Below are 24,677 nucleotides of genomic sequence, written 5' to 3'. Positions count from 1 at the left end.
GCTCGAGCCGGAAGTACGTACCGGGCACCCGCTGCAGATGCGAGAAGGCCTCGAGGGTGTTCTTCGCGCTCGACGCGGACGTCGAGTTCACCGGCATCGAGAAGGTCACCGGGCCGGCGGCCTCGTCACGGGCCAGCGCGGGCCGGGTCCTGTGGCTGACCACGGACGCGATGCGCTCACCGGGCCGGCGCACGGCCACGGGCACCGGCATCTTCTTCGGGCCCGTGATGAAGGAGTGGTACTCGAGCTCGCTCGCCACCCGGTGGTGGGCGCCCCGCACCAGCGCGCACCCCTGCGGCAGCACGATCTCCGGCGTACTCGGCGTGCTCCCGCCTTGATCAGCCGGAAGCTGACGTGGGCCGGGGTCCTCGGCGACCGCTTCCGTGGCCGAGGCCCCCGGCTCGTCCGCATGCGTCCCCCGTCGCCGAAGGCCACCAGGCGGACGGTGGCCATCGCGGCCACGGTCGGTCGCCATGTCGGTCTTCTCACATCCGGGCCTCTCCGTGTCCTGCTGTGTGTGCCCTCGCGTGGAGTTCTACGGGCGTTCACGTACACGGCGAGAACGACGCGGAGTGCGACGTTGAGCGTGGGACCGCACGGTCCGCAGGAGGGCCTGGCCTTCACGGGGAGCGAGCTGGCAGGATCGCGGCCATGCCCCCTGCACTCCCCCGCCTCACCCGACGCCGACGCCGCGCCCTCCAGGGGTCCGCGGTGCTGGCCGTGGTGTGCGGGCTGCTGCTGTGGTGGCTGCTGCCCGTCGGGGAGAGCACTCCGAGCGGGAAGCTCACCTTCAGTACGGGGGTGAAGAGCGGCGTGTACCAGCGATACGGCGAGCTCCTGAAGGACGCGCTCGCGCGCGATCTGCCCCGGGTCTCGATAGATCTGCGGACCAGCGAGGGCTCTCAGCAGAATCTCGCCCGGGTGGCGAGCGGCGAGGCCGACTTCACCATCGCCACCGCCGACGCCGTGGCGAAGTACCGGCGTGACGGCAGGCTCGGCGCTGACCGGCTGCGAGGCTGTGCCCGGCTGTACGACGACTACGTGCAGCTCGTGGTCCCGCAGAGCTCGCTGGCGCGGACGCCGGCCGATCTGCGCGGCAAGCGGGTGGGCGTCGGTCAGGCCGGATCGGGTGTCCGGCTCATCGCCGAGCGGGTGCTGAAAGCGGCGAAGCTGAACCCCGCGAAGGACGTCACTCCGGTCGCCGCGGGCATCGACACCATGCCGGAGTTGCTGGAGCGGGGCGAGCTGGACGCCTTCTTCTGGTCGGGCGGGCTGCCCACCAGTGCCGTACAGACGCTGTCCGAGCGCTTTCCCGTCCGGCTGGTCCCGCTGGGCGAGGACCTGATCGACCGGCTCCACAAGGCGGGTGCGACGACGCGCTACTACCGCTCGGCAGTGGTGCCCGCCGACGCCTACCCGAGCATCACGGGGGCCACCGCTCCGGTGGAGACCGTTGCCGTCACGAATCTGCTGGTCACCACGACCGGAGCGGATTCCGAGCTGATCGAGCGCGTGACCCGCACCGTGATCAACAGCCGGGACCGGATCGGGCACGAGGTGCACCCGGCGCAGCTGGTGGATCTGCGGACGGCGATCTACACCGACCCGCTGCCGCTCCACGAGGGCGCGCGGCGGTACTACCGCTCGGCCAAGCCGTAACCTCGGCCTCGCGGCGGCCCGGCCGGGCCCGCCCGGCCGCAGGCCGCCCCGTCAGGCCGCGGGACCGGCCTGGCCACCCGCCCCGCCCCGCAGGAAGCCGGTCACGCCGCGGGGCCCGGTCCCCGGTCACACCGCGGGTGCCTCCGCGGGATCCGCCGGAACACGCCCCGTCGGCGACGTACGCGGGAGCGTGAGCGTCACGCGCAGGCCGCGCGGCTCGGCGTGCGCGAACGCGATCGAGCCGCCGGCCACCGAGAGCAGCGCGCGGGTGATCGAGAGGCCGAGGCCGGAGCCCTTCACGTTCTGATGGCGGTTGCTGCGCCAGAACCGGTCGCCGACCCGGTCGAGCTCCTCGTCGGTCAGCCCCGGGCCACGGTCGGTGATCACGATCGTGGAGCTCTCGCCGTCCGCCGAGACCGCAACGGTGACCTCCTCCCCCCGGGGCGTGAACTTCAGCGCGTTGTCGATCACGGCGTCGAGCGCGCTGGAGAGCGCTATGGGATCCGCCCACGCGGTCACCGCCGGGTTCTCGCCGGTGAGCAGGACGCCCTTCTCGTCGGCGAGCGGTCGCCACGCCGCGACCCGCTCGGCGGCCAGTTCACCGACGTCGGTCAGCCGGAGGTCCGCGGACGCGTGCTCGGCCAGCGCCAGGTCCAGCAGATCGTCGAGGACCTGGGCGAGGCGCTTGCCCTCGGTGCGCACGGAGGCGATCTCCTCGTTCGCCTCGGGGAGTTCCAGCGCAAGGAGCTCGATCCTCAGCAGCAGGGCCGCGAGCGGGTTGCGCAACTGGTGGGAGGCGTCGGCGACGAAGGCGCGCTGCTGTTCCAGCACCTCTTCGACATTGTCGGCCATCTCGTTGAACGAACGGGCCAGTCTGCGCAGTTCGGGCGGCCCGCCGGCGGCGGCGACGCGCGAGTTCAGCCGGCCGGTCGCGATGTCGTGCGTGGCGGCGTCCAGGACGCGCACGGGCCGCAGCACCCAGCCGGTGAGCCGCACCGCGGCGCCGAGGGCGAGGAACATCGCCGCGGACTCTCCGGCGGCGATGAGCAGCCAGCCGGAGAGGATCCGTGAACGCAGCTGGCCGGTGGGCGAGTCCGTGACGACGACCGCGACGACGTCACCGTCCCGTACCACGGGTGAGGCGACGACGAGCCTGGCGCCCTCCTGCCAGGGCCACACCTGGGGCGGGTCGTGGCTGCGGCGCCCCAGCAGCGACTCCTGGAAGGCCCGGCGGCCCTCGCCCTCCTGCGGGAGATCCCAGTACTCGGGCGCGCGGGCCATGGCCGCGTCGCTGCGGTAGAAGACGCCGGTCCGCATCCCGTACACGTCGTGGTAGCGGCTCAGCTCCTCCTCGAGCATTTCGCGGCGTTCGTTCTGGCCGGAGATCCCGTCGGTGACGAACTGGGCCTGCGCCGCGAAGCGAGCGGTGTCGTCCAGCCGGTCGACGACGACGCCCTGCTGCTCGGCGGCGGCAAGACTCACGGCGAGCGGGAAGCCGAGCGCGAGCAGCACGCCCGCCATGAGGACGATCAGGAGCGGAAGGAGACGGGTACTCAACGGAAGCGGCCGCCCTTACGCGGCGGGCGCGACCAGGCGGTAGCCGACGCCGCGCACGGTCTCTATCAGGGCGGGCATACGGAGCTTGGAGCGCAGCGAGGCGACGTGCACCTCGAGCGTCCGGCCGGTGCCCTCCCAGCTCGTGCGCCACACCTCACTGATGATCTGCTCCCGGCGGAAGACCACACCGGGGCGCTGGGCGAGCAGCGCGAGCAGGTCGAACTCCTTGCGGGTCAGCTGGACGGCCTCACCGTCGACGCTGACGCGGCGGGTGGCGAGCTCGACGGTGACGGAACCGAGCCTCAGGGCGCTGTCGGCGGCCGGAGCCACGTCCTCACCGGGCACGGTGCGCCGGCTGACGGCGTGGATGCGGGCGAGCAGCTCGCCCGTGTCGTACGGCTTGACGACATAGTCGTCGGCGCCGAGGTTCAGGCCATGGATCCGCGACCGCACGTCCGCGCGCGCCGTGACCATGATCACCGGGGTCGAGGTGAGCTTCCGTATCTTGCCGCAGACCTGGTAACCGTCCTGATCGGGCAGCCCGAGGTCGAGCAGCACGACACCGAACGGCGGCTTGCCCTCGGCGGCCGTCGGCAGCACGGCCTGCAGCGCCTCCTCGCCGTTGCGGGCGTGCGTCACGGAGAAGCCGTGCCGGGCAAGCACGGCCGACAGGGCCGCGGCGACATGGTCGTCGTCCTCGACGAGCAGTAGTCTCATGGCCCCCCTCCGGGCGTGGCTTCGTGGGCGTAGCTCTTGCGTGTGTACAGGGCATGAACGCCGATGGCCGCCCTGTCAGTCAAGAGGCATCCCGTTACACCCAGGTTTCCGTTACCCACCCGGTACGGCGACCACCACCCTCTTCACCCAGAGTGTCCGGTTGCGGCCGTATCGTTATGCTCAATTTCCGCTCAGATGTACTGACGCTGATCGCAATGCGTGCTTAGGGTCCTCCCAACCGAGGAGGACGGAGCAATAGGCCGATGAGCGGAGTATCAGTGACCAAGGACGCGGAGGATGCCGTACCGGCGGCGGCCGACCTGGTCGTACTGAACAACGTCAACAAGCACTTCGGCGCGCTGCATGTGCTCCAGGACATCGACCTGACGATCGCGCGCGGCGAGGTCGTCGTCGTGATCGGGCCCTCCGGGTCCGGCAAGTCCACGCTGTGCCGCACCATCAACCGGCTGGAGACGATCGACTCCGGCGTCATCACGATCGACGGCAAGCCGCTGCCCCAGGAGGGCAGGGAGCTCGCCCGGCTGCGTGCCGATGTGGGCATGGTCTTCCAGTCGTTCAACCTCTTCGCGCACAAGACCGTGCTGGAGAACGTCATGCTGGGCCAGCTCAAGGTCCGCAGGACGGACAAGAAGGCCGCCGAGGACAAGGCGCGCGCGCTGCTCGACCGGGTGGGTGTCGGCTCCCAGGCTGACAAGTACCCGGCGCAGCTCTCCGGCGGTCAGCAGCAACGCGTCGCGATCGCGCGGGCGTTGGCCATGGGTCCGAAGGTGATGCTCTTCGACGAGCCCACCTCCGCCCTCGACCCCGAGATGATCAACGAGGTGCTCGAGGTCATGCAGCAACTGGCTCGTGACGGCATGACCATGGTCGTCGTCACGCACGAGATGGGCTTCGCGCGGTCGGCCGCCAACCGGGTCGTGTTCATGGCGGACGGCAAGATCGTCGAAGAGGCCACGCCCGACCAGTTCTTCAGCAACCCGCGCAGCGACCGGGCGAAGGACTTCCTGTCGAAGATCCTGCACCACTGAACCGGGCCATTTGAACCCGGCCGGTCCTGGGCATCGTTGGCCCTGGACAGGGTTCCGCTGATCGCCCACATCACGTCTAACCAAGGGAAGTTCACCATGAAGCTCCGCAAGGCCTCCGCCGCCGCAGCCGCCGCCGTCGCGCTCGCCCTGACCGTCACCGCCTGTGGTTCCGGCAAGAAGGACGACGCCGCGGGCAGCGGCTCCGCGGGCGGCGGCGACAAGATCACGATCGGCATCAAGATCGACCAGCCGGGCATCGGCCTGAAGACCCCGGACGGCACGTACACCGGCTTCGACGTCGACGTCGCGAAGTACGTCGCCAAGGAGCTCGGCTACGAAGAGGGCGACATCGTCTTCAAGGAGACGAAGAGCGCCGACCGCGAGACCGCGATCGAGCGGGGTGACGTCAAGTTCATCGTCGCCTCCTACTCGATCAACGACAAGCGTCTGGCCAAGGTGGACTTCGCAGGCCCGTACCTGCTCGCCCACCAGGACATCCTGGTCCGCGCCGACGACGACTCCATCAAGTCCCCGGCGGACCTGAACAACAAGAAGCTCTGCTCGGTCACCGGCTCGACCTCCGCGCAGAACGTGAAGGACAAGCTCGCCCCGAAGGCGCAGCTCCAGGAGTACGGCGGCTACTCCGAGTGCCTGACCGGCCTGGAGAACAAGGTCATCGACGCGCTCACCACCGACGACTCGATCCTCGCCGGCTACGCCGCGCAGGACGCCTTCAAGGGCAAGTTCAAGCTCGCCGGCTTCAAGATGAGCAACGAGAACTACGGCATCGGCCTCAAGAAGGGCGACACCGAGCTCAAGGGCAAGATCGACGCGGCGCTGGAGAAGATGGTCCAGGACAAGTCCTGGGACAAGGCCGTGGCGGCCCACTTCGGCCCGGCCGGCTACAAGAACGAGCCCGCCCCGGAGATCGGCAACATCGTCAAGTGACCACTGGCTGACCGGGCGCGCCGCCGCTGACGGCGGCGGCGCGCCGAGCCCTTCCCACTCGCACACGCGGAAGCGCGGGAGATCGTGTTCGACTTTCTTGATATGGACGCCCTGCTGGGCGCCTTCTGGGTGACGGTGAAACTCACCGTCTACTCGGCCATCGGCTCCCTGATATGGGGAACGCTGCTGGCCGGCATGCGGGTCAGCCCGGTGCCACTGATGCGGGCCGTCGGCACCGCGTACGTGAACGTCGTGCGTAACATCCCGCTCACCGTCGTCATCCTCTTCACCTCCCTGGGCCTCTACCAGACCCTCAGTGTCACCATGGGCAGCGACATCATCACGGTGATCAACTTCCGGCTGGCGGTGCTGGGGCTCATCGCCTACACCGCGGTCTTCGTGTGCGAGGCGCTGAGGTCCGGCATCAACACCGTGCCCGTCGGGCAGGCGGAGGCGGCGCGGGCCCTGGGGCTGAGTTTCACCCAGGTGCTGACGCTCATCGTCCTTCCGCAGGCCTTCCGCTCGGTCGTCAACCCGCTGGCCAACGTGCTGATCGCGCTGACCAAGAACACCACCGTCGCCTCGGTGATCGGTGTGGCGGAGGCCTCGCTCCTCATGAAGTCCTGGATCGAGACCTACGCCGCCCTCATCCCGATCGTCTCGGTCTTCGCGTTCGGCTTCATCTGCCTCACGCTGCCGACCGGACTGGCCCTCGGCTGGGTGAGCAAGAAGGTGGCGGTGAAGCGATGACTTCCGTTCTCTACGACGCCCCGGGCACGCGTGCCAAGCGCCGCAACATCGGCTACACCGTCCTGTTCGCGGTCGTGCTCGCCCTCGTCTTGTGGTGGGTGTACGACGGTCTCAGCTCCAAGGGCCAGCTCGACTGGATCAAGTGGGAGCCGTTCTTCACGAGTTCCCAGCCGTACACGACGTACCTCTGGCCGGGTCTGCAGAACACCCTGATCGCCGCAGGCCTCTCGCTGGTCATCGCGCTGCCGCTCGGTGCGTTCTTCGGCATCGCCCGGCTGTCGGACCACCGGTGGGTGCGCGGTGTGGCCGGCACGGTCGTGGAGTTCTTCCGCGCCATCCCCGTGCTGATCCTCATGCTGTTCGCCAACCAGGCGTACTCCGACTTCACCGACATCAGCAGCGAGGTCCGCCCGCTGTACGCGGTGGTCACCGGCCTGGTGCTGTACAACGCCTCGGTCCTCGCCGAGATCGTCCGCGCCGGCATCCTGTCCCTGCCCAAGGGCCAGACCGACGCCGCCAAGGCGATCGGCATGCGCAAGGGCCAGACAATGCGGCACGTGCTGCTGCCGCAGTCGGTGACGGCCATGCTCCCGGCGATCGTCAGCCAGATGGTGGTCATCGTGAAGGACACCGCCCTCGGCGGCGCGATGCTCTCCTTCTCCGAACTGCTGGCCTCCGTCCGCCCGATGAGCGCCAACTACGGCGCCAACACCATCGCCTGCTTCACCGTCGTCGCGGTCATCTTCGTGGCGCTGAACTTCGTTCTCACCTCCTGCGCGGGCTGGCTCGAGCGCAAGCTGCGGCGCGGCAAGAAGAGCACGGGCGCGGTGGTGCACGCCGGGCCCGGCGGCGGGCTGGAGACCATCGGCCCCTCGACGAACCACGTCGACGACGGCCGGGCGGTCTGAGCAGTCGTCAGGGATTGACTGTGCGAGGGGCGGTGGCCGCAGGGCCGCCGCCCCTCGCCGCGTTCCGGTGTCGCTTGACGGGGGCACCGGCAGTAGGTTGCATACGTTCTGTGATCGCGCACCGGGCTTCGGCCAGCCCATCCCCACTGTTCCCTCTGTCCCCGCGGGCCTCAGGAGCAGCGCCGTGGACCCGGTGATCGTCGTCGGCGCCGGCCCCGTCGGGCTTGCGCTGTCGCTCGCCCTGGCCGCGCAGGGCGTTCCCTCCGTCGTCCTGGACGAGGGCGCGGGCAAGGACGAGCCGCGTCCGGCCCGTACGGTCGTGCTGCGTGCCGACACCGCGGCTCTGATGGAGCGGCTCGGCTGCGCCACGATCCGTGACGAGGGTGCCCGATGGGTCGGCTGGCGGTCGCTCCGGCGCAAGCAGGAGATGCGCGTGCTGGAGCTCGGCGGGGACGAGTTCCCGGCTCCGCTGCACATTCCGCAGGACGCCTTGGTGCGCGGGCTGCGCGACGCCATCGCCGCCGAAGCCCTCGTGAAGGTCGCCACACACAGCCGGCTGGACACGCTGGAGCAGGACGGAAGCGGCGTCACGGCGCACACGTGCGGGCCCGGGTCGACCTGGTGGCGCGGAAGTTATCTGGTCGGCTGCGACGGGGCACGGTCGACGGTGCGCAAGCTGCTCGGCGTCCGGTTCCCTGGCCGTACCGCCGTGGAGCGCCATGCCGTGGCCGCTCTCCGCACCGAGCTGCCGTGGCCTGACGAGGCGGTGCTGCACCGGCTGCCGCCGTGGCGCTCGGGCGGCGACGAGGTGACGGCCCGTCCGCTGGTGGACGGCGCCTGGCGGCTCGACTGGCTGCTGCCCGCCCGCGGCGAGCTGGTGACACCGGACGCGCTGGTGTCCCGGGTGCGGGACACCCTGTCCGGCTGGTGCGACGGGCCCCCGCAGTACGAGCTCATCGACACGGGCGTCTACACCCTGCACCACCGGCTCGCCCGGCGCTGGCGCGTCGACCGGGCCTTTCTCGCAGGGGACGCGGCCCATCTCCTCGGCGCGGTCGGTACGCAGGGTCTCGACGAAGGGCTGCGCGACGCCGACAACCTGGCCTGGAAGCTGGCGCACGTCTGGCACCACGGCGCTTCGGAGACGCTGCTCGACAGCTATCAGGCGGAGCGGCGCACCGCCGTCGCCGCGCGGCTGCGCGCCGCCGACCAGTCGCTGCCGATACTGCGGGGCAGCGGAGGACTGCGGACCTATCTGCCGGGTGCGGGGCGCGGGCACGACACTCTGCTGACCGACGGGCATCTGGGGCTCGGGCCGCTGGGCGCGCCTCCCTCGTACCAGCACTCCCCCCTCGCGCCGCAACACACCGACGCGCACACCGCGGTCGGCACCCCGTTCGGAGCACCGGTGGACGACGTACGGGTCATGGCACCGGACGGCACGACCGTACGGCTGTGGGACCGGCTGGGCCTGGGCCGGCTGCTGGTGGTGCTGGTGGCGCCCGGCACGGGGGTGTGGGACCGGCGGCACTGGGTGAGCGCGGGTGTGATGCCGCGCCTGGCCTCGGCCGTCGAGGCACTGCCGGTGCGGGCCGAACTGCTGGTCACCGAGGGCTACCCGGGGGCTTCGGCGCACACGGTGCTGCTGGTGCGGCCCGACGGGCATCTCGTGGCTGCCTTCGGCGGGGTGCGCGCTGCCGAGCTGTACGCGGCGGCGGACGCGGCGCGCGGGGGCGCTCCCGAGTCCTCGCCGGTCGGTGCTGACCGCACTGCGGACATCAATTGACCGACACGGGCGCACATGGTGTACTCCGGATCGTGACCGACATCGATGTGCGCCTGTGGCGGAGGGTCCATATGGACCTGCTCCGCTATGCGGGCTGCGTGTGTCGTCCGTCCTGCTGAATTCGCCTTCTCCTCTTCCGCGCGGCCGCGTTCGTCCTACCGGCGCTTCGTACGCCTTCGTACTCGATACGCCGTTTTCTCCGTACGCCGGGCCGCGTGCACCACAGCGAACTCCCAGGACGGTTCTCGTGCCTCAGTCTGTCCCCGTACGTACGGAAAACGCCGCGCCCACCGCGGCCGACCTTCTCGACTTCGTCCGGCGCACCGCCGCCGACCCCGAACTGACCGGGTCCCTTCCGCTCGATCCGGAGGGCCGCACCTGGGTGCGGCTCGAAGGGCCGGGCGGCAGCGAGGCCTGGCTGATCAGCTGGCCTCCGGGCACCGGAACGGGCTGGCACGACCACGCCGAGTCGGCCGGCGCGTTCGCCACGGCCTCCGGCGAGCTGAAGGAGAACTCGCTCGCGGTACGGCTCCCGGCCGACGGCTGGAGGACCCTGGAGCTGGCCGAAGGAGTGGACCGCGAGCGGCGGTTGGGCGCGGGCCAGGGACGGGCGTTCGGGCAGCACCATGTGCACGAGGTACTGAACGAGTCGGCGACCGAGCACGCCATCTCGGTCCATGCGTACTATCCGCCGCTGCCGCTGATCCGGCGCTTCAGCCGGTCCGGAGCGGTGCTCCGTCTTGAGCAGGTCGAGCGTCCGGAGGACTGGCAGTGAGCGAACATCGTGTGGGCATCGACGCGTTGCTGGAGCAGGTCCGGGAGGGCCTGGACCGGGTCGGGCCCCGCGAGGCCTTCGATGCCGCGGGGAGCGGGGCGCTGCTGGTGGACATCCGCTATGCCGCCCTGCGGGACCGGGACGGGCTGATCCCCGGCGCGCTGGTGGTGGAGCGCAATGAGCTGGAGTGGCGGCTGGACCCGCAGGGCAGCCACCGCGCGCCCGAGGCCACGAGCCACGACCTGCACGTCGTGGTGATCTGCAACGAGGGATACGCCTCGTCGCTCGCGGCCGCCTCGCTGAAGCAGCTGGGGCTGCACCGGGCAACCGATCTGGTGGGCGGCTTCCAGGCATGGCGCACGGAGGGCCTCCCCGTGCGGGTACCGGGGGCGACGTCGTAGGTCCTCATGTGCCTGTCCGGCGTGTGAGGACGGACACCCGGGGCCGGGGCCGGTGCCCGTCACGCATCGTGCCCGTCCGGGTTATCGTGCCCGTCCGGGTTGAGGACGGACGCCCCGGGACCAGGACCCACCGGACGGTACCGGGCGTACCCCCAGGGCGCGGGGCGGAGCCCTCAAGAGCAGAGCACCGCGTCAGTACAGGTCGTCGTCCAGGCCGCCCTCGCCCAAGCCCTCGGTGTCCTCGCCCTCTTCCTCCAGGGCCTGGCGGACCACTCGCAGGGCCATGCCCTCCGGGTATCCCTTGCGGGCGAGCATGCCCGCAAGGCGGCGCAGCCTGCGGTCCCGGTCGAGACCGCGGGTACTCCGGAGCTTGCGGTCGACCAGCTCGCGGGCCGTCGCCTCCTCCTGGTCCGCGTCGAGCTGACCGACCGCCTCGTCGATCAGCGCCGAGTCGACGCCCTTGGTGCGCAGCTCGCGCGCGAGAGCGCGGCGGGCCAGGCCCCGCCCGTGGTGCCGGGACTCCACCCAGGCGTCCGCGAACGCCGCGTCGTCGATGAGGCCCACATCCTCGAAACGGGACAGGACCTCATCGGCGACATCCTCCGGGATGTCCCGCTTGTGCAGCGCATCGCGAAGCTGCTTCCGCGTGCGCGGGGTTCCGGTGAGCAGGCGCAGGCAGATCGCCCGCGCCCGCTCAGCCGGATCCCTGGGCGACAGCTCCTTCTCGGCCCTCGACGAGTCGGGGCTGTCGCCCGGCCATTCGGTGCGCCGGGTCACGAGTCGGCTCAGCTCTTGGCCGAGGCCGCCGCCTTGGTGGCCTTGGTGGCCTTCGCGGCAGGTGCGGGCACCGACTTCGCGGGCTCATCGCCGGAGGCCGCAGCGCTCGCCGCGTCCGCGCCCGGCTCCGCCGACGGAGCCTCCGGGCGGACACCGACGCCCAGCTTCTCCTTGATCTTCTTCTCGATCTCGTTGGCCAGGTCGGGGTTGTCCTTCAGGAAGTTCCGCGCGTTCTCCTTGCCCTGGCCGAGCTGGTCGCCCTCGTACGTGTACCAGGCGCCGGCCTTGCGGACGAAGCCGTGCTCCACGCCCATGTCGATGAGGCCGCCCTCGCGGCTGATGCCCTGGCCGTACAGGATGTCGAACTCGGCCTGCTTGAAGGGCGGCGCCACCTTGTTCTTCACGACCTTGCAGCGGGTGCGGTTGCCGACCGCGTCCGTGCCGTCCTTGAGGGTCTCGATACGACGGATGTCGATACGCACCGAGGCGTAGAACTTCAGCGCGCGGCCACCGGTCGTGGTCTCCGGCGAGCCGAACATCACGCCGATCTTCTCGCGGAGCTGGTTGATGAAGATCGCGGTGGTCTTGGACTGGTTGAGCGCGCTGGTGATCTTCCGCAGCGCCTGGCTCATCAGCCGGGCCTGGAGACCCACGTGCGAGTCACCCATCTCGCCCTCGATCTCCGCCCTCGGCACGAGCGCGGCGACGGAGTCGATGACGATCAGGTCGAGGGCCCCGGAGCGGACGAGCATGTCCACGATCTCGAGCGCCTGCTCGCCGTTGTCGGGCTGGGACAGGATCAGGTTGTCGATGTCGACGCCGAGCTTCTTCGCGTACTCGGGGTCGAGGGCGTGCTCGGCGTCCACGAAGGCCACCTGGCCGCCGGCCTTCTGCGCATTGGCCACGGCGTGCAGGGTCAGGGTCGTCTTACCGGAGGACTCCGGTCCGTACACCTCCACCACACGGCCTCGCGGCAGGCCGCCGACGCCGAGGGCGACGTCGAGCGCGGTCGACCCGGTGGGGATGACCTCGATGGGCTCGTTCGGCCGCTCGCCCAGGCGCATCACTGCGCCCTTGCCGAACTGCCGTTCAATCTGTGCGAGTGCGGCGTCGAGCGCCTTCTCGCGGTCGGTTCCTGCCATGGGTTCCACCCGGGTTGCTTGAGTCGATCGCTTCACGTCAAAGACGCTAACCCCTGCCACTGACAATGCGCCCCGACGTCCGTCCAGCCTGTGGAAAACTCGGCGACAAACCCCGGAGTTTCAAGGGCAGAGCTCCATAAGAATGGATGTTCGATTTTCGTGTCAAGGCGGACCCGCGGACCCCGCCCCCGGATTCCGAGCGGGCCCCGGGGGCCGGCGAGGATCCGGAGGAAGACCCGCAGCGGCACGGCGACGTGCCTTCGAGCGCACTTCAATCCGTAGCGTCGAATCATGACCACTCCTCAGCACAAGATCGGTTCGGGCTTCGGAGCCCGAAGCACCACGCAGGAGGTCGTACGGGGAGTCGACCTCACCGGAAAGCTCGCGATCGTCACCGGCGGCTGCTCGGGCCTCGGCCTGGAGACGACGCGGGCGCTCGCCGGCGCCGGCGCCCACGTCGTCGTGCCCGCCCGGCGGCGCTCGGCGGCCCAGGAGGCGGTCACGGCATCGACGGCACCGAGGTCGACGAGCTCGATCTCACGGACCTCGAGAGCGTCCGCGGTTTCGCCGACCGCTTCCTCGCCTCCGGCCGAAGCATCGACTTGGTGATCAACAACGCCGGGATCATGGCCAGCCCGGAGCCCCGGGTCGGACCGGGCTGGGAGGCGCAGTTCGCGACCGACCACCTCGGCCACCACGCGCTCGTCAACCGGCTCTGGCCGGCGATCGCCCGCAACGGCGGTGCGCGCGTCGTCTCGGTGTCCTCCAGGGGCCACCACCTCTCGCCCATCCGCTGGGAGGACGTCCAGTTCGCACGCGGTTACGACAAGTGGCAGGCCTACGGGCAGTCGAAGACGGCCAACGTGCTGTTCGCCGTACAGCTCGATGCACTCGGCCGGGGCTTCGGGGTGCGGGCCTTCTCGCTCCATCCCGGCGAGATCCTCACCGAGCTGGTACGTCACCTGCCCCAGGAGGAAACGGTCGCCGCCGGCTGGATCGACGAGGAGGGCAATCCGTCGGACCCCGGCTTCAAGACCCCTGAGCAGGGCGCGGCGACGCAGGTGCGGGCCGCAACCTCCCCGCAGCCGGCAGCATGGGCGGCGTCTACTGCGAGGACTGCGACATCGCGGAGCCCTCGGACGAGGACGACCGCGTGGGAGAGCTCACCCGTGGGGTGCGCGCCTACGCGATCGACCCCGCGCAGGCGGCGCGGCCGTGGAAGCTCTCGGCCGAACTCACTGGAGTCGACGCGTTCGCGGCAACACCCTGACAACGCCCTGATGGACGGCATCGCCGACATGCACGCTGGGCGCGGCCGGCGTGGCGACTGCACGCCGGGCGGGAGCTGTCACGTCCCGGAGCACGCCTATCCTTCCGTCATGGCTCTCCCCTCCCGCGCCCCCGTCGGCCGTCTGTCCGCGCGGGCCGCCGACACCGCGCTGACGCTCGTCGTCACCGCGGTCGTGGTCGCCTGGTCGGTGGTCGCCATGCAGTACGAGGACGAGCCGCTGAGCCGCACCCTGGTCGGCTGGGCGCTCATCGTTGTGGGCTGCGGGGCGCTGTACTTCCGGCGCCGCTACCCCGTCGCGGTCGCCGTCGTCACCCTGGCCGTCTCGACCGTCTACTACCCGCTGAGTGCATACGACGGCCCGCTGATGGTCACGTTCGCGCTGGCGCTGTACACCGCGAGCGCGGAGGGCCGCTTCACCGCCGCGGTCGCGCTCGGTGTGATCACGCTGCTCGCCGTCGGTTTCGGCGAGGCGCACCAGACCGGGGGCAACCGCCAGATCGACGACACGTCCCTGTTCATGCTGGCGGGATGGCTGATCAGCCTCGTGGCCATCGGCCGCGCGCAGCGCACCCGTACCGCCTATCTCCACGAAGTGGAGCAACGGGCGCTGGCCGCCGAGCGTGAGCAGGAGGCGCGGGCCCGGGAGAGCGCCACCGAGGAGCGGCTGCGGATCGCCCGCGAGCTGCACGACGTGCTCGGCCACAGCATCTCGCTGATCAACGTCCAGTCCTCCGCCGCGCTGCACAAACTGGGCAAGAAGCCCGAGCCGTCCGCCGCGCTGACCACCGCCGAGGAGGCGCTGGAGGCGGTCAAGGCCACCAGCAAGGACGCCCTGCGCGAGCTGCGGGCCACCCTCGGCGTGCTGCGTCACGCCGACGAGGCCGCGCCCACCGCGCCGACCTCCGGGCTCGACCGGCTCGACGAGCTGGTCGAGCGGGCCCGGTCGACCGGCATCGAGGTCCGCACGAGGACGGAGGGCACACCGCGCCCGCTGCCGCCGCCGCTCGACCTGGCCGCGTACCGGATCGTGCAGGAGTCGCTCACGAACGTGACTCGGCACGCGCAGGCGCACAGCGCGCTGGTCACCATCGCCTTCACCGACGAGGACGTACGGGTGAGGATCGACGACGACGGGCAGGGCTCGGCGGACGAGCAGGCGCTCGGCAGCGGCATCCGCGGGATGGCCGAGCGCGCGAAGGCGTTCGGCGGCGAACTGACCGCGGAGAACACCGCGGACGGCTTCCGGGTCAGTGCCCGGCTGCCGCTCACCACCATCGGGGGGACCCAGGGATGATTCGTGTCGTGCTGGCGGACGACCAGACGCTGGTACGGGCCGGCTTCCGCTCGATCCTCGACGACGAGGAGGGCATAGAGGTCGTCGGCGAGGCCGCCGACGGCGAGCAGGCCATCGCGCTCGCCCGCGAACTGCGCCCCGATGTCGTCCTGATGGACATCCGTATGCCGGGGCTGGACGGCCTGGAAGCCACCCGTCGCATCACCGCCGACGAGCGCCTCGCGGACGTACGCGTCATCATCCTCACCACCTTCGACGTCGACGACTACGTCTACGGCGCGCTGCGGGCCGGGGCCTCGGGCTTTCTGGTCAAGGACACCGAGCCGATGGAACTCCTCCACGGCGTACGGGTGGTGGCGCGCGGCGACGCGCTGATCGCGCCCGCAGTCACGCGCAGGCTGATCGCCGATTTCGCGGGCCGCAGCAGGCAGCCCGACCCGAGCCCGCGGCTCAACGCCCTGACCGAGCGCGAGCGGGAGGTGATGGGTCTGGTGGGGGCCGGGCTGTCGAACGACGAGATCGCGCAGCGGCTCGTCCTGTCCCCCGCCACCGCGAAGACGCACGTCAGCCGGATCATGACCAAGCTCGACGTACGGGACCGGGCGCAGCTGGTGATTCTGGCGTACGAGTCCGGGATGATCACGCCGGGCTGGCTGGGCTGACGCCACGGGCGGCCTCGGCCCCCTAGGGGGCCGAGGGCCCGGCCCGCAACCGGGGTGGTATCCGGCGGGCCCGCCCCGCAACTCATGGGGTAGACAGGGTGTCACCCGTCGGCCGACGACCCGGACCGAGCCGTACGCCGACGCTGACCGGGTGGCAGTCTCCAGTGAAAGCACAGAGGTCCTCGATCTCGCCCGGCTCCAGTTCGCCCTCACGGCTGGGGGCCACTTCCTCTTCGTCGCCCTGACGCTCGGGCTGGCGACGGTCGTCGCCTGCATCCAGACCCGGGCGATCAGCGCGTACCACCTGTTCCGGAGGAGTCCGGAGTGGGAGCTGTTCGGCAGCGGTCTGCGTACGGGCGTGTTCCTGTCGCTGCCCGCGCTCTTTGTGACGGCGGCGTTCGGCGGGGTGCAGCTGGCCTCGCTCGCGACCCTCCAGCCCATGAAATCGGCCGTGTTCGGCCAGAAGAAGGCCGAGATCGCCGAGATCCAGGCGGACATGGTCGCCAGATTCGGTCCTGGCGACTATGTGCCGTCCGAGGCATGGACCCGCGGCGGCGCGGTCGTGATGCTGCTGTGCTTCGCGCTGATGATGTACCTCGTCCTGCCGGGCTTCGTCATGGCGCTCTTCAGGACCGCGGTGTACCGCTTCCGCGCCTGGCACGTCGTGCTCATCGCCGCCGTACCACTGCCGTACGTCGCGATGATCAGCGGCTGGGTGTTCCGGGAGGCGGGTCGTCAGCCCTGGGTGGTGTACGGGCTGCTCACGACCGAGGACGCGGTCTCCAGCCTCTCCCCCGGCGCGATGCGGGCCTCGCTCATCACCTTCACCACCCTGTTCGCCCTGCTGGCGGCCCTCAATGGGTGGTTGCTGGTGCGCTTCGCACGGCGTGGGCCCGTCGACGACGGTCTCGGCCACGACGACCGTACGGATTCCGGCGACGACGGGGGCGACGCGGCCGGCTCGCTCGCCGCGCCCAGCTACTGAGGAGCCGTTGTGGAAACTCTTGCCATCGTCCTGCTCGGCTTCTTCGCCGCCGGGTACTTCGCGCTCGCCGGGGCCGACATCGGCACCGGGATGGTCGCCCCTCATCTCGGCCGCGACGAACGGGAACGCCGACTGGTCATCGCCTCCTTCGCGCCGTTCTTCCTGGGCAACGAGGTGTGGCTGATAGCCACCGCGGGTCTGCTCGTGGGCTGCTTCCCGGATCTCGAGGGGGATTTGCTGAGCGGGCAGTTCGCGGTGGTCGTGCCGCTGCTGGCCGGCTGGATCATCCGCGACACGGGCCTGTGGCTGCGGGGCCGCTGCGGCGGGCGCGGCTGGCGCGCCGTGTGCGACGCGGCCGTGGTGTGCGGGAGCTGGGTGGTCGCGCTGGCCTGGGGCTGGCTGCTGGCCGCGCTGTTCACAGGGCGGCCGGGCGAGCTCGCCACCGGTCCCGTCGCGGTGCTCACGGCGACCGCGGTCGCCGCGCTGTTCGCCGTGCACGGGCTCGGATTCGCCGCGATGCGGCTGACCGGGGCGCCGTACGAACGGGCCCGCCGGCTGGTCGGGCGGACCGGGCCCGGGAAGTCGTTCGCACTGACCGCGGTGCTGATGGGCGCCCTGCCGCTGTTCGCGGGGTCCGGGCTGGAGCTGGGCTCGTCGGCCGCGGACGGCGCGACGCTCGCGCTGCTCGTGCCCGCGCTGCTCGTCGTCACTCCGCTGCTGGTCGCCGCACAGGCCTGGACGTGGCGGACGTTCCGGCACCGAGTGACCCGCCCCTCGTACTTCTGAAGCCAAGCCCCGCCCCTCTGAGCCCTCGCACCCTCGCACCCCTCGCACCCTCGCACCCCTTGAACCCTCGCACCCCTTGAACCCTCGCACCTCTGAAGCCTCGTACGTCCGATCCGATGGGAGATCGATCATGACCCTCACCCGGGACACCGACCGCGCGATCCGGCGGCGCGAGAGCGTCTTCGAACGCCTGGCCGCCTTCTCGTTCCGGAACCGCTGGCGGGCCCTGCTCCTCTGGGTCGTGGTCGTGGCAGGGATCACCGTGGCCTCGACGGCCGCCGGCAGCGGTTACCACAACGACTTCTCGTTGCCCGGCACGGACTCGCAGCGGGCCGCGACGGTGCTGGACCGGCACGGCTCGGCGCAGGCCGACGCGACGGTGCAGATCGTCGTGAGGGCTCCGGATGGGATCCGTGACGGTGCGGTCGAGCGACGCGTGGAAGGCATGCTCGGCAAGGTGTCCGGACTGCCGAGTGTCACGACCGTGCGCAGCCCGTACGAGGACGCCGTCGCGGTCTCCCGGGACGGCACCATCGGCTACGCGACCGTGACCCTCGACGGCGAGGCCGAGAACGTTCCCAAGGAGCACGTACGGAAGATCATCGACACCGCCGACTCGATCGAGGGCGACGGACTGGAGACGGCCGTCGGTGGTGACGCGGCCCGCGGTGCCGAGGAGAGCGAGGGCGGCGCGGCCGAGGGGGCGGGCATTCTCGGTGCGCTGGTGATCCTGGTCTTCCTCTTCGGGTCGCTGGTGGCCGCGAGCCTTCCCGTTGTCGCCGCACTGTTCGCCGTGGGCAGTTCGATCGGCCTGATCGCGCTCGCCTCGCATCTCGCGGACGTCGCCGACTTCACCCCGCCGATCATGATGCTGGTCGGTCTGGGCGTCGGGATCGACTACGCGCTGCTGATCTTCTCCCGCTACCGGGGCGAGCTCCTGCGCGGTGCGACGTCCGAGGACGCGACCCGCAGGGCGCTGGACGCCGCAGGACGGACGGTCTTCTTCGCGGGCTGCACGGTGATCATCGCGCTGATGGGGCTGGTCGCGCTGGGGCTGGGCTCACTGCAGGGCGTGGCGCTGGCGGTCGCGCTGACCGTGCTCGTCACGATGGCAGCTTCGCTGACCCTGCTGCCCGCCCTGCTCGGCCTCTGCGGCAACCGTCTGCGCAGGCAGGTCGAGAAGCGGGCCGCGAAGGCCACGGCCAAGGGGCGGACCGAGGGCGCGAGGTGGCGGCGCTGGGCGACCGGCGTGCAGCGCCGTCCGTGGGCGGCCCTGCTGGTGTCGGCCGTGGCGCTCGGCGCACTGGCCGCGCCCGCGCTCGACATGCGGCTGGGCTTCGCGGACGCGGGCAACGACACGGAGACGAAGACCAGCCGACAGGCGTACGACATGCTGGCGGAGGGGTTCGGGCCCGGTTTCAACGGACCGCTGATCGTGGTCGTGGACGGAAGTGGCGCCGGGAATTCGGCCGGAAGCGGAGCCGGCCGGACGGCGGGCACGGGCGCCGCCGACACCGCAAGCCAGGTGCGGGACGTTCTGGAACGGACGCCGGGGGTCACGGCGACCACCCCGCCCGTGCCCACGGAGGACGGTTCGGTCGCAACCGTCATCGTGTTCCCGGACTCGGCGCCGCAGGCCGTCGAGACCTCGCGGCTCGTGGACCGGCTCCGTGACGACGTGCTCCCGCCGCTCGAGCGGCGAACGCGTACGGACCTGCTGGTCGGCGGCTCCACCGCGGCCACGGAGGACTTCGCGTCGACCGTCTCCGACCGGATGCCGCTGTTCGTCGCGATCGTCGTCGGTCTCTCGGCGCTGCTGCTGCTCGTGGTCTTCCGGTCGGTGCTGATTCCGGTGAAGGCGGCGATCTTGAACCTGGTGTCCATCGGGGCGGCACTCGGCGCGATCACGCTGGTCTTCCAGCACGGCTGGTTCGGGGTCGAGCCCGGTCCGATCGAGGCGTTCATCCCGGTCATGATCTTCGCGATCGTGTTCGGGCTGTCCATGGACTACGAGGTCTTCCTCCTCTCCCGGATCCATGAGGAGTGGGAGCGCACGAAGGACCCGCAGGGTGCGGTGCGGGAGGGCCTCGCGGCGACCGGGAAGGTCATCACGGCCGCCGCAGCGATCATGATCGTGGTGTTCGCGGCATTCGTGCTCAGCCCCGACCGGATGCTTCAGCAGTTCGGGCTCGGGCTGGCGGTGGCGATCCTGCTGGATGCCGTCGTGATCCGCTGTCTGATCGTCCCTGCGGTCATGCAGCTACTCGGACGCAGCGCATGGTGGCTGCCGTCCTGGCTGCGCCGGGCGCTGCCGAAGGTGGAGCTGGAGCACCACTGACGGCTGACGGACCCTCAGGCGCCGCTCCCCTCCGAGGGCGGCGCCTCGTCCCGCTTGCTGCGCAGCGCACGCTGGACCCGGGCGAGCGCCGCCTCGCCCTGCCGCCGGTGGCCGTGGAACCGTGGGTCATCCGTCACGGCGTAGCGCCTCACGTAGGCGCCGAGGAAGGCCTGCAGCGTCGCGACCGCGGGGATCGCGATCAGCGCGCCGACCGCTCCCAGCAGCGCGGTGCCGACGATGACGGAACCGAACGCGACCGCGGGGTGGATGTCCACCGTCTTGGAGGTGAGCTTGGGCTGCAGCACATAGTTCTCGAACTGCTGATAGATCAGCACGAAGCCCAGCACCCACAGCGCGTACCAGGGCTCGATCGTGAACGCGATCAGCATCGGCAGGGCGCCGGCCAGATACGTACCGATCGTGGGGATGAACTGCGACACCAGTCCCACCCACACGGCCAGCGCCGGGGCGTACGGCACGCCCAGCAGCGCCAGCAGGATGTAGTGCGCGACGCCGGAGATCAGGGCCATCAGTCCGCGCGAGTAGAGATAGCCACCGGTCTTGTCGACCGCGATCTCCCAGGCGCGCAGCACCTCTGCCTGCTTCGACGGCGGCAGCACCGAGCACAGCGCGCGTCGCAGCCGGGGCCCGTCGGCCGCGAAGTAGAAGGAGAACAGGAAGATCGTCAGCAGTTTGAACAGCCCGCCGAGCACGGTCGCGGAGACGTCGAGCACCCCGCTCGCGCTGTTCTGCACGTATTTCTGCAGCCAGTCGGAGCGCAGCAGACTGTCCTGGATCGCGACCCGGGACAGTTCGCTGTGGAACGTCCTGTTGATCCAGTTGATCACCTGGTCGAGGTACTTGGGGAAGTCCTCGACCATCTCGACGATCTGGCCCGCCAGCATCGAACCGAGCAGCACCACGAAGCCGACGCCGACGATCAGCACGGCGAAGAAGACGAGGAAGGTGGCGATGCCGCGGCGCATACCGCGGGCCGCCATCCGACCCACGGCGGGCTCGATCGCCAGCGCCAGGAAGAACGCGATCAGCACGTTGATCAGCAGCCCGATGAGCTGGTGGAAGGCCCAGCTGCCGAGCTGGAAGCAGCCGTAGAGCGCCAGCGCCAGCACCATGGCGCGGGGCAGCCAGCGCGGCATCCGCGCTGGCTCGCCGGCCGTGACGGCACGCCTGCCGCCTCCGCCCCCGCCGTCCGGCGCGGTGGCGGGCGCGGGAACCCTCACCGGCCCGTCGGCCCCGGCCGACCCGCGTCCGGCATCGTCGTCGAGCCGCCCGGCCTCCGCGTATTCGGCGGTCGAGCGGCTTTCGTCCTGGGGGGTCTCGTCTCTCGGTGCCACGGAGCAAGTCTCGCCTACCGCGGCGACAACCGGGCGCAGGCCTGTGGACAACTCGCGGATCCGGGGCTCACCGCTTGTCCGGAGGGATGCCCACGGCGGCGCAGACCCCGCGCCAGACGTCCTTCGTCTCCCAGCCGGCGGCCAGTGCCTCCTGCACCGTACGGCCGCCGAGTTCGGCCATCACATGGTCGCGTGCGAAGGAGTCGGCGTACGCCGCGCCGAAGTGCTCTTGCATCCGCTCCCAGAAAATCGTCAACCTCATGCCCTCAGTATCCCGCTCCTGAGAGTGCAGCCGAGCCCGTCCGCCTTGCCGAAAGCCGTTTCCGCCCTACCGTCGGAACATGGCTGGAACACCCTTGTCACGGGCCGAGCACTTCATCTGGCTGACGGCCCGCGTGCTCGAGCAGCGGCGGTTCGCGTACCACTTCCTGGGCGCGGACGCGGAACCGGTCGAGGTCGCGCTGAGCGCGTATCTCAACGAGGACGGCGGCTACGGACACGCACTGGAACCCGATCTCCGCGGCCCGGTGAGCCAGCCGCTGCACACGGCGCACGCACTGCGCGTGCTCGACTCCATCGGTCGCTGCGGCGGGCTGCGGGTGGAGCGGATGTGCCGCTATCTCACCGGTGTGGCCACCCGGGAGGGCGCGCTGCCCGCGGTCCATCCCTCGCAGCGCGGCTATCCTGCCGCGCCGTTCGTCCCCATCGTCGACGACCCTCCGAGCGAGCTGCTGGCGACAGGACCCGTCGTCGGGCTGCTGCATCGCAACCGGGTGTGGCACGCGTGGCTGTTCCGTGCGACCGACTTCTGCTGGGCGGCTGTCGACGCGCTCGAGAAGTCGCATCCGTACGAGATCCAGGCGGCGGTCGCCTTCCTGGACGGTGTCCCGGACCGTGCCCGCGCCGAGGCCGCGGCGGACCGGCTCGGCCGGCTCGTGCGCGAGCAGCGCCTGGCGGTCCTCGACCCGTCGCGGCCGGACGCGTACCCGGTCGCCGACGGGTACGCCCCGGACGAGCGCCACTTCCCGTACGACTACGCGCGCGTGCCCGACTCGCTGGCCCGCCGCTGGTTCACCGACGAGGAGATGGAGCGCTCGCTCGACCACCTCGCGGCGGAGCAGCAGGAGGACGGCGGCTGGCCGATCAACTGGCGTGAGTGGGCGCCGGGCACGGCCCTGGAGTCGCGGCCGATCGTGACGATCGAGGCGCTGCGGACGCTGAGGGCGCACGGACGCGCTGTGCGCTGAGGCACGGCTCCTGTCCGCCCGGGAGCAGGCGTGCCGGCCGGTGAGGGTCGCGGTCGCACACTGATCCGGCCGATCCGGGCAGAGATGCGGTAAGGGGCTCGATCAAGAGACCGAGCCCCTTGCATGCGGCATCGCTCTTCTCAGCCTCCGATGGCCCTCAGGCCCGCGGTGACGAGCACGGCCGCGGCCACGACGACGAGGAAAGGCGCGCGCAGGACCAGGGCGACCGCCGCTGCTGCCAGGCCTGCGGCCCTGGCGTCGAGGACGAGTGCGCTGTCGGTGCTGAACGTCTGCTGCGCCGTGAGGGCGGCGAGCAGCGCCACCGGGAGCAGCGCGGCGAGCCGCTGCACGAGCGGGCGCTCCAGTACTCCGGCAGGAACCAGGAGACCGGCCAGTTTGACCAGGTAGCAGGCGGCCGCGGTCACGCCGATCGCGATCCAGACGTTCAACGGTCCGTTCCCTTCCGCTTGTTGATGATCTTGCGGCCTTCGAGCCAGAGGACTGCGGGCGCGGCGAGCGCCGCGACCAGCACCGGCACTCCGGCAGGGAGCACCGGCAGCAGCCCGAGCCCGAGGACGACCGCTACACCGGCGACGACCCGCTCGGTCGTGGTCCGCAGCATGGGTGCGAGCAGGGCGAGGAACACCGCGGGCCCGGCAGCGTCGAGGCCCCAGGCATTGGTGTCGCCGATCGCCTCGGCACCGAGCGCACCGAGCAGCGTGGTCAGGTTCCACAGCACATAGAGCGTGAGGCCGGTGACGGTGAAGCCCAGACGTGCGGCGCGACGGGTGGGCTGCGCCAGGGCGACGGCCGTGGTCTCGTCGATGACCCAGTGGGCGGCGAAGGGGCGTACGGACCGCGGCAGTGCGAGGAGCTGGGACAGCCGCAGACCGTAGAAGGCGTTGCGGGTCCCGAGGAAGAAGGCGCCCGCGGCCGCGGTGAACGGGTTGCCGCCCGCCGCGAGGGCGCCGACCAGCGCGAACTGCGACGCGCCGGTGAACACGAGCAGGCTGAGCGCACAAATCTGCAGGACGTCGAGTCCGGCGCCCGCCGCGGTGACGCCGAAGGCGAAGCCCGAGAGGCCGACGGCGAGACCGACGCCGAGGGCGTCCCGCACGACGGCGGAGTCGGCCTTCACGGGAGCGCCGGGGCCGCCGACGGTGCCGGGAGCGCCGGGCACGCCGCGTCCTGCGGGCTCACGGGCGGCCGCCGGTCCTTCGCCGATGGGTATGTCTGCGGATGCTGTCTGTTCTGCCACGTCGTGGACGTTACGGGGACGAGCCGCACTCGGTCTTGTACGTTCTTGCGCTCCGCACCGGCCGGCCCCGGCAAGGACACCCGCGACGTCAGGTTCGGGCGCCGCCTGCCCGCTGCTCAGCGGGGTCCGCCGACCCCGCGCCCCCGCTGGTACGCACCAGGCGGCACCCCCACGATCCGGGCGAAGTGCCGGTTGAGGTGAGGCTGGTCGGTGAAGCCGACCGCCACGGCCGCCTCCGCCGGGGTGACGCCGGCGTCCAGCAGCCGACGGGCGCGGCGGACCCGGGCGTCGGTGAGCCAGGTGTGCGGCGGCATGCCGTAGCTGTCGCGAAAGGCCCGCAGGAGGGCGAAGGGGCTCGTGCCGAGCTCGGTGGCCAGGGACTGGAGGGTGGGCGGATCGGACATCCGCTCCTCCAGCACCGCACGGGCGCGGGCCGCATCGCGCGCGCCCGCCGTGCACGGCTCGCGCGGGGGCAGGGCGCCGCCGTACGCCCGGAGCAACCGCGAGACCATGATCCGCAGCACGCTGTCGGCGGCGAGCGCGTTGCCCTCCTCGGCCGCACGATGGACCTCACGGATCAGCCGGGCGGCCTGGTGGTCCACCACATCGGTCTCGGCGAAGCCGGGTGTGCCGCGGATCATGGTGGTCTCGGCGGCGATCTCGGCCACGACCTGCGCCGACGGATACAGCGTCGAGTACATCCAGCCCTCGGGGCCTCCTGCCCTGGCGGTGTGCGGGACCTCCGGGTTGATCATGACGACGGTGCCGGGTCCCGCGTGCAGGGTGCCACCGGGCAGGCCGACGTCCTCGATCCCGCCCGTGATCGTGGCGAAGACGTACCCCTCGTGACTGTGGCGGGGGAAGGTGTGGCGGACGTAATGGGCCCGGAGCAGATCGATGCCCGGCAGCCGCTCGTGCTGCCAGTAGCGCGCCCACTCACCCTTGGCCATGCGGACATCCTCCCAGGTCGGGGCCGTTGTCGGTGGTCGGGT

Annotated in this window: 25 protein-coding genes and 1 pseudogene; 17 read left to right on the top strand and 9 right to left on the bottom strand. The window is 70.9% G+C overall.

From position 1 onward, the window contains the following. The first annotated feature begins 56 nt into the window (after positions 1-56). On the top strand, positions 57-338 hold the full coding sequence (locus tag ACWCP0_RS24280; RefSeq protein WP_451080898.1) for a hypothetical protein: 282 nt from the start codon (positions 57-59) through the stop codon (positions 336-338). A gap of 313 nt (positions 339-651) precedes the next feature. Further along, positions 652-1,659 (top strand): TAXI family TRAP transporter solute-binding subunit, encoded by a 1,008-nt coding sequence (locus tag ACWCP0_RS24275; RefSeq protein ID WP_451080897.1) that lies wholly within the window; start codon positions 652-654, stop codon positions 1,657-1,659. Positions 1,660-1,785: 126 nt separating this feature from the next. Here ACWCP0_RS24275 and ACWCP0_RS24270 read toward each other — a convergent pair whose 3' ends face one another. Together ACWCP0_RS24270 and ACWCP0_RS24265 are read right to left on the bottom strand one after the other, a co-directional pair. After that, entirely contained in the window at positions 1,786-3,216 is a 1,431-nt protein-coding gene (locus tag ACWCP0_RS24270; RefSeq protein WP_451080896.1) for an ATP-binding protein, read from the bottom strand. A gap of 15 nt (positions 3,217-3,231) precedes the next feature. Next, positions 3,232-3,933, bottom strand: coding sequence for a response regulator transcription factor (locus tag ACWCP0_RS24265; protein WP_451080895.1), 702 nt, complete (start codon positions 3,931-3,933; stop codon positions 3,232-3,234). 263 nt (positions 3,934-4,196) lie between these two features. On the opposite strand from ACWCP0_RS24265, the gene ACWCP0_RS24260 reads away from it, so the two are divergent. The 8 genes from ACWCP0_RS24260 to ACWCP0_RS24225 all read left to right on the top strand — a co-directional run bounded on the left by ACWCP0_RS24260 (position 4,197) and on the right by ACWCP0_RS24225 (position 10,550). Next, positions 4,197-4,982: an amino acid ABC transporter ATP-binding protein gene (locus ACWCP0_RS24260; RefSeq protein WP_451080894.1), complete on the top strand. Its 786-nt coding sequence runs from the start codon at positions 4,197-4,199 to the stop codon at positions 4,980-4,982. A gap of 96 nt (positions 4,983-5,078) precedes the next feature. Continuing rightward, the gene (locus ACWCP0_RS24255) at positions 5,079-5,930 is read left to right on the top strand and encodes a glutamate ABC transporter substrate-binding protein (protein ID WP_451080893.1); all 852 of its coding nucleotides are present in this window, start codon (positions 5,079-5,081) and stop codon (positions 5,928-5,930) included. Between the two features lie 84 nt (positions 5,931-6,014). Then, entirely contained in the window at positions 6,015-6,680 is a 666-nt protein-coding gene (locus ACWCP0_RS24250) for an amino acid ABC transporter permease (RefSeq protein WP_451080892.1), read from the top strand. Continuing rightward, positions 6,677-7,588, top strand: coding sequence for an amino acid ABC transporter permease (locus ACWCP0_RS24245; protein WP_451080891.1), 912 nt, complete (start codon positions 6,677-6,679; stop codon positions 7,586-7,588). The genes ACWCP0_RS24250 and ACWCP0_RS24245 overlap by 4 nt, the downstream gene beginning before the upstream one ends. 184 nt (positions 7,589-7,772) lie before the next feature. After that, entirely contained in the window at positions 7,773-9,374 is a 1,602-nt protein-coding gene (locus ACWCP0_RS24240) for an FAD-dependent monooxygenase (protein ID WP_451080890.1), read from the top strand. Positions 9,375-9,406: 32 nt separating this feature from the next. After that, complete coding sequence (locus ACWCP0_RS24235) at positions 9,407-9,493, top strand: putative leader peptide (RefSeq protein ID WP_451080978.1); 87 nt, start codon at positions 9,407-9,409, stop codon at positions 9,491-9,493. 128 nt (positions 9,494-9,621) lie between these two features. Continuing rightward, a complete protein-coding gene (locus tag ACWCP0_RS24230) occupies positions 9,622-10,149 on the top strand; it encodes a cysteine dioxygenase (protein ID WP_451080889.1) in 528 nt (175 codons plus the stop codon). Beyond that, positions 10,146-10,550: a rhodanese-like domain-containing protein gene (locus ACWCP0_RS24225; protein WP_451080888.1), complete on the top strand. Its 405-nt coding sequence runs from the start codon at positions 10,146-10,148 to the stop codon at positions 10,548-10,550. Before ACWCP0_RS24230 ends, ACWCP0_RS24225 begins: the two co-directional genes overlap by 4 nt. Positions 10,551-10,742: 192 nt before the next feature. Here ACWCP0_RS24225 and recX read toward each other — a convergent pair whose 3' ends face one another. Both recX and recA read right to left on the bottom strand, forming a co-directional pair. Continuing rightward, positions 10,743-11,327: a recombination regulator RecX gene (gene recX / locus ACWCP0_RS24220; RefSeq protein ID WP_451080887.1), complete on the bottom strand. Its 585-nt coding sequence runs from the start codon at positions 11,325-11,327 to the stop codon at positions 10,743-10,745. 8 nt (positions 11,328-11,335) lie between these two features. After that, positions 11,336-12,469, bottom strand: coding sequence for a recombinase RecA (gene recA, locus ACWCP0_RS24215; protein WP_451080886.1), 1,134 nt, complete (start codon positions 12,467-12,469; stop codon positions 11,336-11,338). Positions 12,470-12,760: 291 nt separating this feature from the next. Between recA and ACWCP0_RS24210 the strand changes: the two are divergent. From ACWCP0_RS24210 to ACWCP0_RS24185, 6 genes and pseudogenes are all read left to right on the top strand, one after another. After that, positions 12,761-13,739: pseudogene (locus tag ACWCP0_RS24210) on the top strand (SDR family NAD(P)-dependent oxidoreductase). A 10-nt stretch (positions 13,740-13,749) separates the two neighbouring features. After that, positions 13,750-15,054 (top strand): sensor histidine kinase, encoded by a 1,305-nt coding sequence (locus tag ACWCP0_RS24205; RefSeq protein ID WP_451080885.1) that lies wholly within the window; start codon positions 13,750-13,752, stop codon positions 15,052-15,054. After that, positions 15,051-15,716, top strand: coding sequence for a response regulator (locus ACWCP0_RS24200; RefSeq protein WP_451080884.1), 666 nt, complete (start codon positions 15,051-15,053; stop codon positions 15,714-15,716). The genes ACWCP0_RS24205 and ACWCP0_RS24200 overlap by 4 nt, the downstream gene beginning before the upstream one ends. Positions 15,717-15,867: 151 nt before the next feature. After that, the gene (locus tag ACWCP0_RS24195) at positions 15,868-16,701 is read left to right on the top strand and encodes a cytochrome ubiquinol oxidase subunit I (RefSeq protein WP_451080883.1); all 834 of its coding nucleotides are present in this window, start codon (positions 15,868-15,870) and stop codon (positions 16,699-16,701) included. 9 nt (positions 16,702-16,710) lie between these two features. Beyond that, on the top strand, positions 16,711-17,487 hold the full coding sequence (locus tag ACWCP0_RS24190) for a cytochrome d ubiquinol oxidase subunit II (protein WP_451080882.1): 777 nt from the start codon (positions 16,711-16,713) through the stop codon (positions 17,485-17,487). A 130-nt stretch (positions 17,488-17,617) separates the two neighbouring features. After that, complete coding sequence (locus tag ACWCP0_RS24185; protein WP_451080881.1) at positions 17,618-19,825, top strand: MMPL family transporter; 2,208 nt, start codon at positions 17,618-17,620, stop codon at positions 19,823-19,825. A 14-nt stretch (positions 19,826-19,839) separates the two neighbouring features. Here ACWCP0_RS24185 and ACWCP0_RS24180 read toward each other — a convergent pair whose 3' ends face one another. Both ACWCP0_RS24180 and ACWCP0_RS24175 read right to left on the bottom strand, forming a co-directional pair. After that, positions 19,840-20,982 carry an AI-2E family transporter gene (locus tag ACWCP0_RS24180; protein ID WP_451080977.1) on the bottom strand — a complete coding sequence of 381 codons (1,143 nt, stop codon included), beginning with the start codon at positions 20,980-20,982 and terminating at the stop codon, positions 19,840-19,842. Positions 20,983-21,247: 265 nt separating this feature from the next. Then, a complete protein-coding gene (locus tag ACWCP0_RS24175) occupies positions 21,248-21,442 on the bottom strand; it encodes a DUF3046 domain-containing protein (protein ID WP_451080880.1) in 195 nt (64 codons plus the stop codon). Between the two features lie 79 nt (positions 21,443-21,521). Here ACWCP0_RS24175 and ACWCP0_RS24170 point away from each other — a divergent pair, with 79 nt between their 5' ends. Next, a complete protein-coding gene (locus ACWCP0_RS24170; protein WP_451080879.1) occupies positions 21,522-22,427 on the top strand; it encodes a hypothetical protein in 906 nt (301 codons plus the stop codon). 140 nt (positions 22,428-22,567) lie between these two features. Here the strand turns inward: ACWCP0_RS24170 and ACWCP0_RS24165 are convergent, their stop codons facing one another. The 3 genes from ACWCP0_RS24165 to ACWCP0_RS24155 all read right to left on the bottom strand — a co-directional run bounded on the left by ACWCP0_RS24165 (position 22,568) and on the right by ACWCP0_RS24155 (position 24,635). Continuing rightward, positions 22,568-22,876, bottom strand: a complete 309-nt coding sequence (locus tag ACWCP0_RS24165) for an AzlD domain-containing protein (protein ID WP_451080878.1) — start codon at positions 22,874-22,876, stop codon at positions 22,568-22,570. Then, on the bottom strand, positions 22,873-23,607 hold the full coding sequence (locus ACWCP0_RS24160; RefSeq protein WP_451080976.1) for an AzlC family ABC transporter permease: 735 nt from the start codon (positions 23,605-23,607) through the stop codon (positions 22,873-22,875). The genes ACWCP0_RS24165 and ACWCP0_RS24160 overlap by 4 nt, the downstream gene beginning before the upstream one ends. A gap of 194 nt (positions 23,608-23,801) precedes the next feature. After that, positions 23,802-24,635, bottom strand: coding sequence for an AraC family transcriptional regulator (locus tag ACWCP0_RS24155; protein ID WP_451080877.1), 834 nt, complete (start codon positions 24,633-24,635; stop codon positions 23,802-23,804). Between the last annotated feature and the right edge of the window lie 42 nt (positions 24,636-24,677).

The organism is Streptomyces sp. NPDC001970, from assembly GCF_053594115.1.
This window is presented reverse-complemented; position numbering and strand designations above follow the sequence as displayed.